The organism is Roseibium algicola, assembly GCF_001999245.1.
Classification (GTDB): domain Bacteria; phylum Pseudomonadota; class Alphaproteobacteria; order Rhizobiales; family Stappiaceae; genus Roseibium; species Roseibium algicola.
On the sequence record NZ_CP019630.1, the window covers coordinates 1,045,460 to 1,062,055 of the forward strand.

Annotated in this window: 18 protein-coding genes; 7 read left to right on the top strand and 11 right to left on the bottom strand. The window is 58.1% G+C overall.

The genetic code is table 11. From position 1 onward, the window contains the following. Positions 1 to 3: 3 nt before the first annotated feature. The 5 genes from urtD (at position 4) to B0E33_RS04955 (ending at position 5,690) form a co-directional block, all read left to right on the top strand. The gene (gene urtD, locus B0E33_RS04935) at positions 4 to 750 is read left to right on the top strand and encodes an urea ABC transporter ATP-binding protein UrtD (RefSeq protein ID WP_023001728.1); all 747 of its coding nucleotides are present in this window, start codon (positions 4 to 6) and stop codon (positions 748 to 750) included. Between the two features lie 114 nt (positions 751 to 864). Next, entirely contained in the window at positions 865 to 1,560 is a 696-nt protein-coding gene (gene urtE, locus B0E33_RS04940) for an urea ABC transporter ATP-binding subunit UrtE (RefSeq protein WP_023001729.1), read from the top strand. Between the two features lie 175 nt (positions 1,561 to 1,735). Next, positions 1,736 to 3,022: an ArgE/DapE family deacylase gene (locus B0E33_RS04945; RefSeq protein ID WP_077290589.1), complete on the top strand. Its 1,287-nt coding sequence runs from the start codon at positions 1,736 to 1,738 to the stop codon at positions 3,020 to 3,022. A gap of 328 nt (positions 3,023 to 3,350) precedes the next feature. Beyond that, positions 3,351 to 4,658, top strand: coding sequence for a UDP-glucose dehydrogenase family protein (locus B0E33_RS04950; RefSeq protein ID WP_077290590.1), 1,308 nt, complete (start codon positions 3,351 to 3,353; stop codon positions 4,656 to 4,658). A gap of 279 nt (positions 4,659 to 4,937) precedes the next feature. Beyond that, complete coding sequence (locus B0E33_RS04955; protein ID WP_077290591.1) at positions 4,938 to 5,690, top strand: sugar transferase; 753 nt, start codon at positions 4,938 to 4,940, stop codon at positions 5,688 to 5,690. Between the two features lie 45 nt (positions 5,691 to 5,735). On the opposite strand, the gene aroQ is transcribed toward B0E33_RS04955, so the two are convergent. Beyond that, on the bottom strand, positions 5,736 to 6,179 hold the full coding sequence (gene aroQ, locus B0E33_RS04960; protein ID WP_055658186.1) for a type II 3-dehydroquinate dehydratase: 444 nt from the start codon (positions 6,177 to 6,179) through the stop codon (positions 5,736 to 5,738). On the opposite strand from aroQ, the gene B0E33_RS30840 reads away from it, so the two are divergent. Then, entirely contained in the window at positions 6,166 to 6,606 is a 441-nt protein-coding gene (locus B0E33_RS30840; RefSeq protein ID WP_139314026.1) for a hypothetical protein, read from the top strand. The two genes, aroQ and B0E33_RS30840, sit on opposite strands and share 14 nt — an antisense overlap. A 33-nt stretch (positions 6,607 to 6,639) precedes the next feature. Here the strand turns inward: B0E33_RS30840 and B0E33_RS04970 are convergent, their stop codons facing one another. Continuing rightward, the gene (locus tag B0E33_RS04970) at positions 6,640 to 7,116 is read right to left on the bottom strand and encodes a response regulator (RefSeq protein WP_051990227.1); all 477 of its coding nucleotides are present in this window, start codon (positions 7,114 to 7,116) and stop codon (positions 6,640 to 6,642) included. 311 nt (positions 7,117 to 7,427) lie between these two features. Here B0E33_RS04970 and B0E33_RS04975 point away from each other — a divergent pair, with 311 nt between their 5' ends. After that, positions 7,428 to 7,628, top strand: a complete 201-nt coding sequence (locus B0E33_RS04975) for a hypothetical protein (RefSeq protein ID WP_023014640.1) — start codon at positions 7,428 to 7,430, stop codon at positions 7,626 to 7,628. A 30-nt stretch (positions 7,629 to 7,658) separates the two neighbouring features. Here the strand turns inward: B0E33_RS04975 and B0E33_RS04980 are convergent, their stop codons facing one another. The 9 genes from B0E33_RS04980 to ccoN form a co-directional block, all read right to left on the bottom strand. After that, on the bottom strand, positions 7,659 to 8,330 hold the full coding sequence (locus B0E33_RS04980) for a class I SAM-dependent methyltransferase (protein WP_077290592.1): 672 nt from the start codon (positions 8,328 to 8,330) through the stop codon (positions 7,659 to 7,661). A gap of 72 nt (positions 8,331 to 8,402) precedes the next feature. Beyond that, positions 8,403 to 8,555 (bottom strand): cbb3-type cytochrome oxidase assembly protein CcoS, encoded by a 153-nt coding sequence (gene ccoS / locus B0E33_RS04985; protein WP_023001738.1) that lies wholly within the window; start codon positions 8,553 to 8,555, stop codon positions 8,403 to 8,405. 7 nt (positions 8,556 to 8,562) lie between these two features. Further along, the gene (locus tag B0E33_RS04990) at positions 8,563 to 10,809 is read right to left on the bottom strand and encodes a heavy metal translocating P-type ATPase (protein WP_077290593.1); all 2,247 of its coding nucleotides are present in this window, start codon (positions 10,807 to 10,809) and stop codon (positions 8,563 to 8,565) included. A gap of 10 nt (positions 10,810 to 10,819) precedes the next feature. Continuing rightward, on the bottom strand, positions 10,820 to 11,332 hold the full coding sequence (locus tag B0E33_RS04995) for a FixH family protein (RefSeq protein ID WP_077290594.1): 513 nt from the start codon (positions 11,330 to 11,332) through the stop codon (positions 10,820 to 10,822). A 10-nt stretch (positions 11,333 to 11,342) separates the two neighbouring features. Further along, entirely contained in the window at positions 11,343 to 12,806 is a 1,464-nt protein-coding gene (gene ccoG, locus B0E33_RS05000) for a cytochrome c oxidase accessory protein CcoG (RefSeq protein WP_075281454.1), read from the bottom strand. A gap of 171 nt (positions 12,807 to 12,977) precedes the next feature. Further along, positions 12,978 to 13,856 (bottom strand): cytochrome-c oxidase, cbb3-type subunit III, encoded by an 879-nt coding sequence (gene ccoP / locus B0E33_RS05005; RefSeq protein ID WP_023001742.1) that lies wholly within the window; start codon positions 13,854 to 13,856, stop codon positions 12,978 to 12,980. A gap of 3 nt (positions 13,857 to 13,859) precedes the next feature. Beyond that, complete coding sequence (locus tag B0E33_RS05010; protein ID WP_006933670.1) at positions 13,860 to 14,015, bottom strand: cbb3-type cytochrome c oxidase subunit 3; 156 nt, start codon at positions 14,013 to 14,015, stop codon at positions 13,860 to 13,862. 5 nt (positions 14,016 to 14,020) lie between these two features. Continuing rightward, positions 14,021 to 14,755, bottom strand: a complete 735-nt coding sequence (gene ccoO, locus B0E33_RS05015; RefSeq protein ID WP_077290595.1) for a cytochrome-c oxidase, cbb3-type subunit II — start codon at positions 14,753 to 14,755, stop codon at positions 14,021 to 14,023. A 14-nt stretch (positions 14,756 to 14,769) separates the two neighbouring features. Next, on the bottom strand, positions 14,770 to 16,425 hold the full coding sequence (gene ccoN, locus B0E33_RS05020; RefSeq protein ID WP_075281394.1) for a cytochrome-c oxidase, cbb3-type subunit I: 1,656 nt from the start codon (positions 16,423 to 16,425) through the stop codon (positions 14,770 to 14,772). Positions 16,426 to 16,596: the final 171 nt, after the last annotated feature.

The following is a 16,596-nucleotide window of genomic DNA, read 5'->3' on the forward strand; positions in this document are numbered from 1 at the left end:
GCCATGGCACGATCTTCCAGTCTTCTTTATCTCGACGGCGTGTCGGTTTCCTTTGACGGTTTCAAGGCACTGAACGAATTGTCGCTGACGATTGCCCCGGGTGAAATGCGGGCCATCATCGGTCCCAACGGGGCAGGCAAGACCACGATGATGGACGTCATTACCGGCAAGACCCGACCGGACAGTGGCGAGGTCTTTTTCAACGGCACCGTGGACCTTACCGGCGAGGACGAAGCTTCAATCGCCGAACTCGGGATCGGCCGCAAGTTTCAAAAACCGACCGTTTTTGAGAGCCATACCGTCTGGGACAACCTGGAACTGGCGCTCAAGGCACCGCGCGGTCCATTTGCGACCCTGTTTCATGTCATTTCGGGTGGTGAGAAGAAGCGGGTTGAATATCTGCTCGATCTGATCCGGCTTGGTTCGAAGAGAAGCGAGCTCGCAGCCAACCTCAGCCACGGCCAGAAGCAGTGGCTGGAGATCGGCATGCTGCTGGCCCAGGATCCGAAGCTGCTTCTCGTGGACGAGCCTGCTGCCGGCATGACGGATGCCGAAACCGCCGAAACCGCTGAACTTCTGAAGGATATCGCCAATGATCACTCGGTCGTCGTGGTCGAGCACGACATGGTGTTTGTGCGCTCCCTGGGTGTCAAAGTCACCGTTCTCCACGAAGGCTCGGTCCTGGCTGAAGGCTCACTCGACCATGTCTCAGCCGACGAACGTGTCGTGGAAGTTTATCTCGGACGATGAGGAGTAGGCTTTGTCTTTCGTGTCTCGTCGCTCGCGGAAGCGATACGGCGGTACCGACAACGAACGAACCAACGGCCACAAGGCGCATCGCGATCAGCCAAGGGAAGTCAGCTCATGCTGCAAGTTGAAAACATCGATCTTCACTATGGCGCAGCCCAGGCGCTGAAGAAGGTTTCGCTGAAGGCCGAGACCGGCAAGGTAACCTGTCTGATGGGGCGCAATGGTGTCGGCAAGACGTCCACCTTGCGTGCTGTGGCCGGTCAGCACGGCATCAGCGCCGGCAAGATCCTGTGGGACGGCGAGGACATCTCCTCGCTGGCAGCCCATGCCCGCGCCAAGAAAGGCATCGCAATCGTGCCGCAGGGACGCGAGATCTTCCCGCTTCTATCGGTAAAGGAAAATCTTGAGACCGGCTATGCCCCGATCCCGCGCAAGGAACGGTTCATTCCCGATACGATCTTCGAACTTTTCCCGGTGCTCAAGGACATGCTGTCACGCCGTGGCGGTGATCTGTCCGGCGGACAGCAGCAGCAGCTCGCGATTGCACGAGCTCTGGTCACCCGTCCGAAACTTCTGGTGCTTGACGAACCGACGGAAGGCATCCAGCCTTCAATCATCAAGGACATTGGCCGGGCAATCTCGTGGCTGCGCGACCAGGGCACGATGGCCATCGTGCTGGTGGAACAATATTTCGAATTCGCCCGTGATCTGGCCGACGATTATGCCGTCATGGACCGCGGCGAAGTGGTGCTCTCGGGCACGGGGGCCGACCTTTCTGAAACGGAAGTCCGTCGGTATCTGACTGTTTAGGCCAGGGGCACGTCTCCCAAAGCTCACTTTTCCGCCTCATCGTGGGGAGCCGCTTCGGAGGCGCCGCGAAGGATGATGGGGTTAGGTGTGCTGTTACCCGCATTTGACGCAGGCAGTGCAGTTGATAGGGTGCAGGCAAATCGCCCACCTCATCATCCTTCCAAGCCGGATCGTCATGTCAGAACCACTTTCCAACGAAGCCATTTCCGCAATCATCACTGCCGTTGACGCCGCATTCGAGGACGAGATCGCCTTCCTGCAGGATATCGTGCGGGCAAGATCCCTTCGCGGTGAGGAGGCCGGTGTCCAGAAGATCATTGCAGACGCTCTCCGTGACCGTGCCTATGACGTCGAGACTTATGGGCTTGATGTGGCGCAACTGCAGTCTCATCCGGCCTATTCTCCAGCCACTATCGACTACACCGACACGTTCAACGTCAGTGGTCGCAAGAAGTCTGCCAATGGCGGACGTTCGTTGATCCTGAATGCCCACGTCGATGTTGTTCCCACTGCCAATCCGGCAAACTGGACCCATCCGCCGTTTGCAGCCGTGCGCGAGGGCGATTGGCTTTTCGGACGGGGCGCGGGGGACATGAAGGCAGGCCTCGCAGCCAATCTCTTCGCAGTCGATGCCATCGAGGCTGCCGGGTTCAGATTGAAAGGACCGCTCGAGTTCCAGTCCGTCATCGACGAAGAGGTGACGGGCAATGGCACCGCAGCTGCGATCATGAATGGTGCGACAGCGGACGCGGTTCTCATTCCCGAGCCGACAGACGAAGAGGTCACCTGTGCAAATTCCGGTGTCATCAAGTTCCGGATTTCCGTCCAGGGTGTGCCGGCTCACCCGCGCGAGCCGGAGTCAGGCCTCAGCGCAATCGAGGCGGCGTTCCTCGTCATCAACGAGTTGAAGGCGCTGGAAGCTCGCTGGAATGAGGAAAAGACCAACCATCCCGGCTTCGACGAGCTGCGCAATCCTGCAAGCCTCAACATCGGCACCATCAACGGCGGCGAATGGCCGGCGTCCATCCCGTTTGAATGCCGTTTCGAAGGCCGGATCGGGTTTTATCCGGGTGACGCCCCGCAAGACCGGATGGCCAGCCTGGAACAGATGCTTAAAACGCTTGGTACGAAGGATCCCCGGCTTGAAAAAGCCAATCCAAAGCTCGAATGGATCGGGACATGTCAGGCTGGATATCTTCTTCCCCAAGGCAGCGATGCGGAAAATGCGCTCGCCGCCGCACACAACATCACGTCCGGAACTGCGCTCAAACGGTCGATCATGGCCTGCTATCTGGATGCGGCTCTTTACGTGAACCATTGCGGCATTCCCGCCCTCACCTATGGCCCGCTGACAAAGAACATTCACGGCATAGACGAATGCGTGAACCTGCCGTCGCTGAAACGAGTGACGAAGACGATCGCCCTGTTTACCGCTGCTTGGTGCGGCATCGCACCGACGTAGGCCAGTTCAGCTGCACCGAAATGAGGAGGCCCTTCTTCGCACAGGGCCTTCCTTCCGGAGGAAGCACATCCCCTCTTTAGCCAGAAAAATGCTCCCGTTTTTTGTGTCGTTCCGTTAGTCTTCATGACCGGGACGCGTTCAGGCAATTGCAGACGCCTCATCCTGTCCCTATTCAGAGTAGTGTACGGAGCAGAATTTCAAAATTTCAAACAATACGTTTTCAACGAACTGGTCTTTTGCTGCCGGTCCATGTAATTCGGGCAGCACCTAGCGGGCTTATGGTGATTGACTAGCGCCTGAAGACCACCCAGAAGCAGGAAAATTTAAAATGCGTGTTGCAATGATTGGGACCGGCTATGTCGGTCTGGTGTCCGGAACCTGTTTTGCCGATTTCGGACATGTCGTGACCTGCATCGACAAGGATGCAAGCAAGATCGACGCCCTGAACAACGGACAGATCCCGATCTATGAGCCTGGCTTGCAGGAACTCGTTGCAAAGAACGTTGCCGAAGAACGCCTCTTCTTTACCACTGAACCTGAAGAAGCGATCCGCAAAGCGGATGCCGTTTTCATTGCCGTCGGCACGCCGACCCGCCGAGGCGATGGCCATGCCGATCTGTCCTATGTTTATGCCGCGGCAGAGGAAATCGCACGGCTGATCGAGGGCTTCACCGTGATCGTCACAAAATCGACCGTTCCGGTCGGTACGGGAGACGAAGTGGAAGCGATCATCCGCAAGACCAACCCTGACGCAGAATTCGCCGTCGTTTCAAATCCGGAATTCCTGCGCGAAGGCGCCGCCATCAGCGACTTCAAACGCCCCGACCGGGTGGTGGTCGGGACCGATGACGAGCGCGCGGTCGAAGTGATGCGTGAGCTTTACCGCCCGCTGTATCTCAATGAAACCCCGATCATCGTGACCCGCCGCCGCACATCGGAACTCACCAAATACGCGGCCAATGCGTTTCTCGCGGTCAAGATCACCTTCATCAATGAAATTGCAGACCTGTGTGAGAAAGTCGGGGCAAACGTCCAGGAAGTCTCGCGCGGTATCGGCCTCGACAACCGCATCGGCGGCAAGTTCCTGCATGCCGGCCCAGGCTACGGCGGCTCCTGCTTTCCGAAGGACACTCTTGCCCTCTCGCGGATCGCCGCGGACGCACAGTCCGATCTGAAGATCGTCGATTCCGTCATCGAGGTGAACGCAGCCCGCAAGAAGAAGATGGCCGACAAGGTGATCGAATTCATGGGCGGCGACGTAAGCGGCAAGACGATCGCGCTGCTTGGCCTCGCCTTCAAGCCCAATACGGACGACATGCGCGAGGCTCCGAGCATCGACATCGTGGAAAAACTGCAGGCTGCTGGTGCCAAGATCCGCGCCTATGACCCTGCCAGCATGGAAGAAGCCGAGAAGGTCATGTCGGGTGTGATGTTCTGCGATGGCCCCTATCATGCCATTGAGAACGCAGATGTGGTTGTAATCGTTACGGAGTGGGATCAGTTCCGTGCGCTTGACCTCGACCGCGTCAAAACCCTCGTCTCTGCACCCAAGGTGGTCGACCTGCGAAATATCTACAAGCCGGACTACATGGAAGCCCGTGGCTTCGAGTACACCAGCGTCGGCCGCAGCTACTAAGCGGCCGGTTCCCACTCCAGAATTTAATATCCTATGCGAACGTCGGGCTAACCCTAGCCCGGCGTTCAATTTTTTAAAAATTAATTAAATTTCACATCACTTTTGACGCCGGAACATTGCTCCCGTCGCGTCACTATGGTAACCAAACCCTTAATGGATAACAATTTTCCCGATCTTGTTACCCAAATATTAACGATACGATCGTGATTGCGACTGCCTCCAGACAGGTTGCTGGCGCACATCAAGTGGTCTCGTAAATCGGGTTGAGGCTGGCATATCTTGGCAGACGAAACAGTATCTTACGAAGCAGATGATCACGGCCGCGAAGCGATGAATATCGCCGGTTTCGCGACGTGGGGCTATGCGCACCCCGACCTGCTCGATGCGACAAACCGTGCCTCCCGCGACCTCCGCCCGGCACGCGGAGTGATTCAATCCGGACTGAAGAAATGTATTGACCTGACCGGTGCAAGTGCCGGCCTTCTACTGCTTTTTCCCTTATTTGTTGCACTTGCGGTTGCAATAAAACTGACAAGCCGCGGACCGGTATTTTTCCGTCAGTGGCGCTACGGTTTGAACGGCAAGAAGTTTGCCGTTCTCAAGTTCCGGACGATGTATGCCAACCAGTGCGACAGCTCCGGGATTTCGCAAACCGTTGCCAACGATCCGCGCGTCACATTGATCGGCGCCTTCCTGCGCAAGAGCAATTTCGATGAATTGCCGCAGCTCATTAACGTGTTGCGGGGAGAAATGTCCCTGGTAGGTCCTCGTCCGCATGTGCCCGGCATGCTGGCCGCCGGAATGCCTTATGAAGACTTCCACCCCAGGTATATGGACCGCCACAAGGTGCTTCCGGGCATCACAGGCCTGGCACAGGTCAACGGCTTTCGCGGGGAAACCAAAAACCCTCATGCGGCCCGCATGCGTCTGGCCTATGATCTTGCCTACATTGAGCGTCAGTCGGTTATCCTTGATGTCAAAATCCTCGCAACGACGGTCGCCAGGGAATTCTTCAACGGCAACGGTTACTGAACCGCCGGAAAATCCTCAAACAGTGTCATGGGCAGAGACGCGGGATCATGCGTCTGCGCACAAAGTTGCCATGCGCTGCAGGGCAAGCAGGTAACCCTCCACACCGCAGCCAGCAATCACCGCATCCGCGCGGGCTGAAACGTAGGAATGGTGCCGGAAGCTTTCCCGTTTGTGGATGTTGGAGACATGAACCTCGATCACCGGGCAGGTGCAGGTATTCAATGCGTCCAGAATTGCGATCGACGTGTGCGTATAGGCCGCCGGGTTGATGATGATACCCGCGGCCGCTTCTCTCGCCTCATGGATCCAGTCGATCAGTACGTGTTCGGCATTGCTCTGATGGAATGCAATCTCCAGCCCCTTGGGCGCAGCGGCGGCCTCACACATCGCACGGACATCATCCAGGGTCTGAGCCCCGTAGATCTCCGGTTCCCGCTTGCCAAGCAGATTGAGATTCGGACCGTTCAGAACATAGATGATTTTTGCCATTGAATTTTCCCTAGACCTTCGTCGACAACTTGCCCCGCACTGGCGATTTTTACCAAGAAATTCGAAGATTTCCGGCAAAAGTTTGTGGACGATTGTTATCGGAGGTGATACCGCGGTCCCGCATCCTTGCGACGCTCGGTTTTACGCATTATTAACTATAAAACTCCAGTGTGAGAAAAAATCGGCTCATCGGGTAACCATGATTAAACTCCGCGAACGGTTGGACACACTTGAAGCTTTGATGGCCGCCATCGAAGGCTACCATCATCTCCCTATCGATGTTCTTTCCCAGTTTCTGCTTGACCACTACACGGTTGATCTTGACGTTCTGGCGCAGTTTGCCGAAGCGGCAGAAAGTGCCCAAGCTCAAGGCGCATCGTCTTATGCGGCAGCGGAAAATCGCGCGGCAGCACAGTCGGCCGCCTGACGCGTCCACATCACATTCAGCTGAATTTTACGCTTAACCGATCGCGGTGAGGTTACCGTCGCCTTCGCCGCCCTGCTGTTGCGGCTGGCCGGGGCCACCTTGCCAGATCTTCTGGCGGTTCCGGATTTCGCGCGGTGCAGGGCCGAAATAAGTGGCTGTCTTGATGAAATCGCGCGGGTGCAGGATCACGCTGGAAACGCGCTGATACAGTGCCTTTGCCGAGATCGGCTTGGACAGCAGCTCGTGTACGCCGAGCCGGCGCGCTTCCACGATCCGGCTACGCTCGGTGTGAGCGGTCACCATGATAATCGGGATATAGGCGAAGGGATTGTTCGGACTGCGGATCATGCGCACCATGTCCGCCCCGTCCAGGATCGGCATGACCCAATCCAGAATAAGGATGTCAGGGTTCGCCCGGTCCATGGCTTCAAGGCCGGACGCGCCGTCTTCAGCCTCGACAATGCGCCGTGCACCGAACCCCTGCAGCATGGTGCGCAGGATGGTCCGCATGTAAGCACTGTCTTCGACCAGCAAGAATGTCAGAGAGGCAAGATCCAGGCTCACCTAGTCCTCCTTGTTTGACTTAACCTTTGCCATGAAAGTCTGAACAATGAGTTAGTCTCCGGCCGCGAGGGGCCCACAAACATCCGCCGACGCGGCATCGACTTTGAATAGTTTCGGAAAGGCTGAGAAATTACTCGCAATACACTGAGGGATTTCACCTATTGGTAATATTGCGCTCAATTAATCTTTTGGCCGGTTCGATATTAACGGGACTTTCAATTGTACGCCCCCATCTTTCAGGCAAGAAATCGAACTGAATGAGCAGCCTTTTGCAAACGATTGTAAGAACCATGTCCCGGGATCCTGAAACGTTCGGGGAAGACGACCCGCTCCCTATGGAGCATGAACCGTCCGACCTCGGCACAAATGCAAGACTGAGAGACAATCTCCTTCTGCTTGCCGGCATAGGGCTCGTCCTGCTTGCCACAGGCATGGCCCTGTCCAACGTCCTCTCCTAAGCCGCCCGTTGTGCCTTGCCGCGGCAGGGCTCAGGCAAGGCGCGGCTTCCGGGCACTGAAGAGTGCCACGCACCCGATCCTTTCAATCGTCACCTCGGCAAAGCGTTTTTCAAGTTCCGCTCGCAAAGTGTCCTGCGTGTCGGCTTCGTTTGAAAAGACACCCTTGCGGTTATAGATCTGCATCAGCTTGCGGGCGGCACCGGACCGCGGCGCATCGCCTTGCAGGATGGTGGAGCCAAAGACCGTTGCCCCTTCTTCGAGATGCGGTACCGCATGATCGAAAATCACTGCCTTTTCAGTCATGGTGCCCGGAAGGCAATGAAGCACGTAGTTGAGGCCGATGGTCTTGAAACTGCCGATATCTTTTGGCCAAGGCACAAGTGCATCTGCCTGAACGGTGACGGGGTTCAAGCGGGCAATCCTGGCGGCAGCCTTGTCGAGGCACTCCCGGTTGGGATCGAGCAACGTCACCCTTGGATCTGAAACGGGAAACCTGGTCTTGTCCAGGAAGTAACCGGTGCCCACGCCGATATCCAGGTGATTGGCGGAAACATGCTGGTCATAGAGCGCGACCAGATGAGAACTCGGACAACGCCAGATCCAGCGGTTCGACAAACCCAGCACCAGGGCATCGTAGATGGCCAGCGACGTTCTCGAATAAACGGCGTAGCCCGGTTTGTGCGCGTCCGGAAACGAATCCATGCATAGCTCCAGTTACCTAAAGGAATGCATGGGGCTAGGCGCACGGGAACACAAAGTCAAGATTGCCGGCAACTACTTGTCTGGCAGGTCGTCGTCGTCAAGGATGCGCCATTTGGCACCTTCGAGATCGTCATACTGGCCGCTTTTCAAGGACCAAAGGAAAGCCCCAAGCCCCAGCGCTCCCAGGAGCAGTGCAATCGGTATCAGATAGATCAGAACGTCCATGTTGATCTCATTCAGCAGCCTGTTGCTGTCGCACTGCGGGTGCGTTCGCTCCCGCGTTCCTGCCGCCCTCTCCCCAGCGCAGCTTGAGCGCGTTTGCGGTAACTGCCAGCGACGATGCGGACATCGCTGCTGCCGCCATCAAAGGTGTGACGAAACCGGCCACGGCAATGGGCACGGCAATGATGTTGTAGACGACCGAAATCCAGAGGTTCTGCTCGATTGCCGCCCTTGCCCGTTTCGACAGCCTGAGCGCATCGGCCACCGGCTGCAATTTGTCACCGAGAAAAACGGCGTCTGCAGCGGCCTGACTGAGATGCACGGCCGAGACAGGCGACAGCGAGACATGCGCCCCGGCCAGCGCCGGTGCATCATTCAGGCCATCGCCAACCATCAGGACCTTGCGGCCACTGGCCTGGAGTTCTTCGAGACGCGCAATTTTCTGGGCGGGCTTCATGCCCGAGCGCCAGTCCGATACACCCAGCACAGCCGCGCAATCGGCCACAGCAGGTTTCGTATCCCCGGAGAGAATTTCAAGCGCGTAGCCGGCTGATTTCAACTGATCGACCACTGCCCTGGCATCCGGCCGCAGCCGTTGCCGGAAGGCCAACAGGCGGGCAGGATCCCTGCCAAAGCGGATAGCAAGCAGAGAGGCTCCCGGGTTCGACTGCAGTGCGGCCTCGACCTGTTCGTCGGATGCTTCGCAGAACAGCGGGCTGCCAAGCCGCAGACGCTGTCCGGCAACCAGGGTTTCAAGACCCGCCCCGGATGTCTCGCTGACATCAGGCAGAGGCTGCAACGCTCCTGTTGCCTTGACCAGGGCTGCCGACAAGGGATGCCGACTTGCCAGGGCAAGGCGTCCGGCCAGCGCAAGCGTTTCGTCATCTGGATTGATGGAGCTACACAGATCCGGCTCGGTAAGCGTCAGCGTACCGGTCTTGTCGAACAGGATGGTGTCGATATCCGACAATCGTTCGATGGCATCGCCCGAATTGAGCAGGATTCCACACCGGAAGAGCTGCCCGGATGCCACCACCTGCACAGCAGGAACCGCCAAACCGAGCGCGCAGGGACAGGTGATGATCAAGACGGAAATGGCGATGATCAGGGCTGGCTGCCAGTCGAGCCCGGCCAGCAACCAGCCAAGAAATGTCAGCGCAGCCGCGCCATGCACCAGGGGCGCATAAAGGCGGGCGGCTCGGTCGGCAATGCGCACGTATTTGGATTTGGCCTGGGATGCCGCTTCGAGCAAGCGGTTGACCTCATCCAGCAACGTCGCGCCGGAAGCAGCCTGAACCCGGACCTGCAACACCCCTGCTCCGTTTAAGGTACCGGCGTAGACCCGCTGACCGGCCGCAACCGGCACCAGCACACTTTCACCGGTCACGAGGCTCTGGTCGATCTCGGAAACACCGGTTTCAACCACACCATCCACCGGCACCCGCTCGCCGCCCGATACCAGAACCAGGTCGCCTGCGGCGATTTTTGAAAGCGGAACTTCGCGGACAGCACCGTCGGGATGGATCAGCGCGGCAACTTCCGCCTTCAGCGCGGCGATGTTCTCTGCAAAGGATCGCGTTCGCCCCCGCATGTTGTGGTCGAGATACCGCCCGACCAGCAGGAAGAACAGCAACATGACGGCGGATTCGAAATAGGCATGATGCTGGTGCTGGATGGTCTGGACGACCGACAGGGCGACCGCCAGTGTCACGCCGATCACGATCGGCACATCCATGTTCAACCGGCCGGCAGCCAGGGCGTTGAAGGCGCTGCGAAAGAACGGCCGTCCGGAGTAGGCAACCGTCGGCAAGGCAATCAGCGCAGACAGCCAGTGGAAGAAATCCCGGGTTTCCGGGGTGATGTCCGTGGCATTGCCCGACCACACGGAAACGGACAGCAGCATGATGTTCATACCGGCAAAGCCGGAAACCGCCAGGCAGCGCAGCAATTGTTTGCCGGTCTTGTCCTGACGCTCCTTCTGGCTTGCCGGATCAAACGGGTGGGCCTTGTATCCGAGACGCTCCAGTTCGGCGACGATCTCGTCAGCCCCGGTCTGGTCTTCCGACCAGTCGACGGCGAGCCGCTGACTGGTCAGGTTGACGCGTGCCGTCCGGATGCCCGGAAGCCGTTTCAGACCTCGCTCGATGTCTCCCATGCAGGCAGCGCAGGTGATGCCGTCGACGGCAAGGTCCATGTGGACCGCACCGTCTTCGCCCGGCGTCACGAATGCCTGCCAATCACGCTGATGGACCGTCACGGTACGTGCCTCAGTTCTTGACGAAGATCCGGTTCTCGGACCGGAATTTCCGTTCGCCATCCTGTTCGATTTCCAGGATGAGTGTCCAGTTGCCGTCGGCAAGGTTCTCGACTGCTCCGACATAGCGCCCACCGCCGTCAGCCGTGAAATCGACCTTCACGTCGGCGTCGTCATGAACCGGATTGCGCAAAAGGGCATGAAGGACCACCCCGTAAAGCGGCGTTCCCTGCGCGTCGTTGGCCGTGACGACCAGCTTGCCATCCGCACTGCTGGTGCGGGTAAATTCGGTCGAGACCTGCCAGTTCAGGTCTGCCTGAGCCTTGGCGGCCGCGATTTCCTGGTTGTAGGCCTGTCCGGCTTCATAGGAACTTTCCACCACCACGCCCGGGAAAGACCCGAGCGCGAGATAGATGAACACGGCGTTGGCGGTAAAGATCACCCCAAAGAAGGCAAGAAGCCAGACCAGGACCGTCTTTCCGGTGATCGCCTTGGGATCTTTCATGTTCGATTGAACCATCGTCATTCTTTGCTCCTCAAGGTTTTTCCGGTGCCTTGAACGTGTCTTTGGCTGTGACCACTTCGCCCATGACGCTTTCGGTGATCCGGAAGGTAACCGGCGTCGAATGTGGCATCTTTGCCCAGGGCGGCGATGTCACAAGAATACGGACTTCCCGGGTCGTGTCAGGACCGACAGAGATGATCGGACGGCCGGCGAAGGTGTCCTCCGTACCGACGGCTTCCACCATCGTGTTGGCCGGCATGCCTTCCACATGCAGCATGAAATGGCGCTCGTGGCGGCGTTTGTTCGACAGACGCACGGTATAGCCGTTGCGCACGGACCCGTCAGACTGCTCGACGAACACCGGGTTTCTGTCATGCAGAACGCTGATATCGGCGAAATCACGATTGAGCAGTGCGAACAGCATGATACCGCAGACCACGGCGATGATGCCGACATAAATGACCGTTCGGACGCGGACGATCTCGTAGACCGATTCCTTGCCTTCCAGGCGGCGCTGGATGTTTTCGTCCGTATCGTAGCCGATCAGTCCCTTCGGCTTGCCGATCTTTTCCATGACGTTGTCGCAGGCATCGATACACAGGCCGCACTGGATGCAGTCGAGCTGCATGCCCTTGCGGATGTCGACACCGGTCGGGCAGACCTGGAAGCACTGGTAGCAGTCCACGCAATCGCCAGCAGGCATGCCCTGATCGGCAAGTTTCTTGTTTTGCTTCAGGGAACCGCGCGGCTCGCCCCTGTCCCAGCGATAGGTGACGTTGAGGGCCTTCTCGTCGGTCATGGCAGCCTGGATGCGCGGCCACGGGCACATGTAGATGCACACCTGCTCCCGCATGAAGCCTGCGAGGAGATAGGTCGTCGTGGTCAGGATGGCGATCCAGACATAGGCAATCATCGGTGCCTGGAAGGTCAGGAGTTCCCATACCAAGGTCGGTGCGTCGTTGAAGTAAAGCACCCACGCACCGCCCGTCCACCAGGCGATCATCAGCCACAGGAAATGCTTTGTCACGCGCTTGCGGACCTTGTCGAAGGTCCAGGGGTCCTTGTCCAGCACGATGCGCTCGCGCCGGTCGCCTTCCACCTTGCGCTCGACCCAGAGGAACAGGTCCGTCCAGACCGTCTGCGGGCACAGATAGCCGCACCAGACGCGTCCTGCGACCGCGTTCATCAGGAACAGTACCAGCGCTGCAAGAATCAGGAGACCGGTAAGGTAGTAAACTTCCTGCGGCCAGATCTCGATGAAAAAGAAATAGGCCCTGCTGCCTTCCATATCGACAAGAACAGCCTGGCTTGGAGCATCCGGGCCGCGGTCATACCGGATGAAAGGCAGGAAATAATAGATGCCCAGCGTGATGAACAGCAGCGCCCACTTGATCCTGCGGAACAGGCCGTGCGTCGCCATGGGATAGATCTTTTTGGCTGATGCAAACCATTCATCGGATTGCGCGCCCTCATGCGTCTCGGTGTCCGTAGACATACCGTCCGTCCTCTTCAACGCGATCCTGCCCCAATAGGATCTTTGGAAAATCATTCGCCACCCACCATTAGCAGCGAGTGCTCAAAATAAACCGGCGCAAAGCGTCACACTTTGCGCCGGATCAAATCGTTCAGGCTATCTGGCGCATTTGTCGCACCAGATCCGCAGGTTCTACTGCCCGCCCCCGAAGGAGTGGACGTAGACCGTCAGCGACTTGATGGTCGCCGGATCGAGACGATCGACCCAGGCCGGCATCACGCCGTTGCGCGGATTGTTGATCTGCGCCTTGATGGCGTCCAGCGACTTGCCATAGAGGTAATTGGCAGACAGCAGGCTCGGCGCACCGACATCCTGAATGCCCTTCAGGTCTTCGCCGTGGCAGGCTGCGCAGTTGTCGTCATAGACGGTCTGCCCCGCTGCCAGATCGACGCCTTCGTCGGTCTCAAGTCCCGCGCGGGATGCGACGAAGTTGGCAACCTGATTGATCTCCTCGCGGCTCAACAGCTCATCACGGCCGAAGGCTGGCATTTCGCCGATGCGTGCTTCGTCATGACCGGACCTGATACCGAATTCCAGCGTGGTGTGGATGTTATCCAGCGTGCCACCCCAGATCCAGGTGTCGTCCTGCAGGTTCGGATAACCTTCCGCACCCGTGCCGCCGGAACCGTGGCACGGTGCACAGTTGTCACCGAAAGCTGCCTGGCCGTTGGCCCGGGCAAATTGCAGCAACTCCTGATCAGTGGAGATGTCCTCAAGCGAGGCTGCCACGATCTTGTCGGCAAAGACCGACCGGTCGGAGATACCCTTGTCGTAGGCAGCAATCGCCTCGGTCCGCTGGTTGGCACCCAGTACACCGGTGGTATAGCTGGAGACCAGCGGCCAGGACGGGTAGAGAACCCAGTAGATCACCGCCCAGACAATGCAGGCGTAGAACAGATACAGCCACCATTTCGGCAGAGGATTGTTCAGTTCTTTCAGACCGTCCCATTCGTGGCCGGTGGTTTCGACCCCGGAGATCTGGTCGACTTCCTTGTTATGTGTGTCTGCCATGGATCAGTCCTCCCGAAACGGGATTTGAGCAGCGTCGTCGAACTTTTTCCGGTTCTTCGGCCACAATGCGTAGGCCAGAACGACGCCAAACAGGATCATGAAGTAGAGTAGGCCCCAGGTTTGTGCGAAGCCTGCGAATGCTGAGTATGTCTCGTTCATCGCCCTTACCTCGCGTTTGCCTTGTCGTCATAGATCGAGAAATCGACCATGGTACCCAGAACCTGGAGATAGGCGACAAGCGCGTCCATCTCGGTCACTTCCCTCGGGTTGCCGTCGAAATCGCGGATCGTGGCATTCGGCCAGCGTTCCTCGAAGCCATCGGCCGCTTCCGTATCCGGTCTCGCCTGACCGAGGATGTCAGATGCGGCATTTGCGATCTGCTCTTCGGTATAAGGCACGCCGATCACGGTGTTGACCGTCAGGTGAGACTCGATGTCCCGGGTGTTGAGGCGGTTTTCAGCCAGGAACGGATAGCCGGGCATGATGGACGCTGGAACCAGCGAGCGCGGGTCCTTCAGGTGCTCCACATGCCAGTCGTCGGAGTATTTGCCACCGACGCGGGCCAGATCTGGACCGGTACGCTTGGACCCCCACTGGAACGGATGATCGTACATCGATTCCGCAGCCAGCGAGAAATGACCGTAGCGTTCCATTTCATCGCGCATCGGACGCACCATCTGCGAGTGGCACAGATAGCAGCCTTCGCGGATGTAGATATTGCGTCCGGCCAGTTCGAGCGGCGTATAGGGCCGCACGCCTTCGGTCTTTTCGATCGTGCTCTTCAGATAGAAGAGCGGAGCGATCTCGACCAGGCCGCCGATGGCGACCATGACCAGAATGCCGATCAAGAGAACGAAGGAGTTCTTTTCAAAGACTTCGTGTTTTTTCCATGCAGACATAGTCTGTCCCTCCCTTATTCGGCCGGAGCCAGGGAGCCAGCCGGCGTGGCATCGGCTTCTTCAGCCTCGCCGTGACGGACGGTCATCCAGAGATTGTAGGCCATGATCACGGCGCCGAGCACGAAGAGCGCACCGCCAAGAGCACGGATGATGTAGAAGGGATGCATCGCCTCGACGGTTTCCACGAAGGAGTACTCCAGGAAGCCGAGCTGGTCGTAGGCGCGCCACATCAGGCCCTGCATGATACCGGACACCCACATCGCGGTGATGTAGAGAACGATACCGATCGTGGACAGCCAGAAGTGCAGGTTCACGAGCTTCAGCGAATACAGCTGACGCTTGTTCCAGAGCCACGGGATCAGGCAGTAGATCGCGCCGAACGAGATGTAGCCAACCCAGCCCAGAGCACCGGAGTGCACGTGACCGATGGTCCAGTCGGTGTAGTGCGACAGGGAGTTGACCGAGCGCAGCGACATCAGCGGACCTTCAAAGGTGGACATGCCGTAGAAGGCGACCGAAACCACCATCATGCGCAGAACCGGGTCGGTCCGCAACTTGTCCCATGCACCCGAAAGCGTCATCAGGCCGTTGATCATGCCACCCCAGGACGGCATCCACAGGATGATGGAGAAGGTTGCACCCAGCGTAGACGCCCACTGCGGCAGAGCCGTGTAGTGAAGGTGGTGCGGACCTGCCCAGATGTAGATGAAGATCAGCGCCCAGAAGTGCACGATGGAAAGACGGTAGGAATAGACCGGCCGCTCCGCGCGCTTCGGGATGAAGTAGTACATGATGGCAAGGAAGCCGGCGGTCAGGAAGAAGCCCACCGCGTTATGGCCGTACCACCACTGCACCATGGCGTCCTGAACGCCCGACCAGACGATGTAGGACTTGGTCGAGTAGATCGAGACCGGAATGGTCAGGTTGTTGGTGATGTGCAGCATGGCAATCGTGACGATGAACGCCAGATAAAACCAGTTGGCCACGTAGATATGCGGTTCCTTGCGCTTCCAGAGCGTACCCAAGAACAGCAGCAGGTAGGCCACCCAGACGATGGTCAGCCACAGGTCGGCATACCATTCCGGCTCGGCATATTCCTTGCTCTGTGTCGCGCCGAGCAGATAACCCGTTCCCGCGATCACGATGAAGGCGTTGTAACCCAGGATCACGAACCAGGGCAGGATCTTGCCGGGCATGCGTACGCGGCAGGTACGCTGGACCACATACATGGATGTTGCCAGCAGCACGTTGCCGCCGAAGGCGAAAATCACCGCGGAGGTGTGCAGCGGGCGCAGGCGCCCGAAATTGGTCCACGGCAAATCAAAGTTCAGCGCAGGCCAGGCCAGCTGAAGAGCGATGATCAAACCGACCGTGAAACCGGCAATGCCCCAGAACATTGCCGCGACCGCACCGAATTTGATCGGTCCGATGTTGTAGTTTGGTTTGCCGTCGATTTCGGCCGGAATCACTTCCCCGCCGTCATCGAAGTAGTTCTTGAAAATCAGAAACACGCTGACGGCGGCGAACAATGCGCCTATGCCAGCGTGGAATGCCATGACCTGATCGAATGTCTTGCCTGCCACGATGATGCAGGCAAACGCAAGCAGCACAAGGAAGATGGCGAAGCCGCCTTCCTCGAGCGAGATCATTTTGGCCTTGTTTTGTGCCATTTTAGCGCCCCAGTCTTGAAATCGTTACAAGGTGCCAACGATGGCACGACCATGCACACGACTCTGAAAATGCCGCGTTGATTCATATCAACATGCCAGCAATTGGCGATGTCGGAACAGCCTCCAAAGGTCAGATTGCATTGCGTAAATTGTCGCGGGCAAGATGAAGGC

Bases quoted from the DNA above. Each gene is read 5' to 3' on its own strand.
- urtD (WP_023001728.1), top strand. From the start codon at position 4: ATGGCACGATCTTCCAGTCTTCTTTATCTCGACGGCGTGTCGGTTTCC.
- urtE (WP_023001729.1), top strand. From the start codon at position 865: ATGCTGCAAGTTGAAAACATCGATCTTCACTATGGCGCAGCCCAGGCG.
- B0E33_RS04945 (WP_077290589.1), top strand. From the start codon at position 1,736: ATGTCAGAACCACTTTCCAACGAAGCCATTTCCGCAATCATCACTGCC.
- B0E33_RS04950 (WP_077290590.1), top strand. From the start codon at position 3,351: ATGCGTGTTGCAATGATTGGGACCGGCTATGTCGGTCTGGTGTCCGGA.
- B0E33_RS30840 (WP_139314026.1), top strand. From the start codon at position 6,166: ATGATTTTTGCCATTGAATTTTCCCTAGACCTTCGTCGACAACTTGCC.
- aroQ (WP_055658186.1), bottom strand. From the start codon at position 6,179: ATGGCAAAAATCATCTATGTTCTGAACGGTCCGAATCTCAATCTGCTT.
- B0E33_RS04970 (WP_051990227.1), bottom strand. From the start codon at position 7,116: ATGCGGACCATCCTGCGCACCATGCTGCAGGGGTTCGGTGCACGGCGC.
- B0E33_RS04975 (WP_023014640.1), top strand. From the start codon at position 7,428: ATGAGCAGCCTTTTGCAAACGATTGTAAGAACCATGTCCCGGGATCCT.
- B0E33_RS04980 (WP_077290592.1), bottom strand. From the start codon at position 8,330: ATGGATTCGTTTCCGGACGCGCACAAACCGGGCTACGCCGTTTATTCG.
- ccoS (WP_023001738.1), bottom strand. From the start codon at position 8,555: ATGGACGTTCTGATCTATCTGATACCGATTGCACTGCTCCTGGGAGCG.
- B0E33_RS04995 (WP_077290594.1), bottom strand. From the start codon at position 11,332: ATGACGATGGTTCAATCGAACATGAAAGATCCCAAGGCGATCACCGGA.
- ccoG (WP_075281454.1), bottom strand. From the start codon at position 12,806: ATGTCTACGGACACCGAGACGCATGAGGGCGCGCAATCCGATGAATGG.
- ccoP (WP_023001742.1), bottom strand. From the start codon at position 13,856: ATGGCAGACACACATAACAAGGAAGTCGACCAGATCTCCGGGGTCGAA.
- B0E33_RS05010 (WP_006933670.1), bottom strand. From the start codon at position 14,015: ATGAACGAGACATACTCAGCATTCGCAGGCTTCGCACAAACCTGGGGC.
- ccoO (WP_077290595.1), bottom strand. From the start codon at position 14,755: ATGTCTGCATGGAAAAAACACGAAGTCTTTGAAAAGAACTCCTTCGTT.
- ccoN (WP_075281394.1), bottom strand. From the start codon at position 16,425: ATGGCACAAAACAAGGCCAAAATGATCTCGCTCGAGGAAGGCGGCTTC.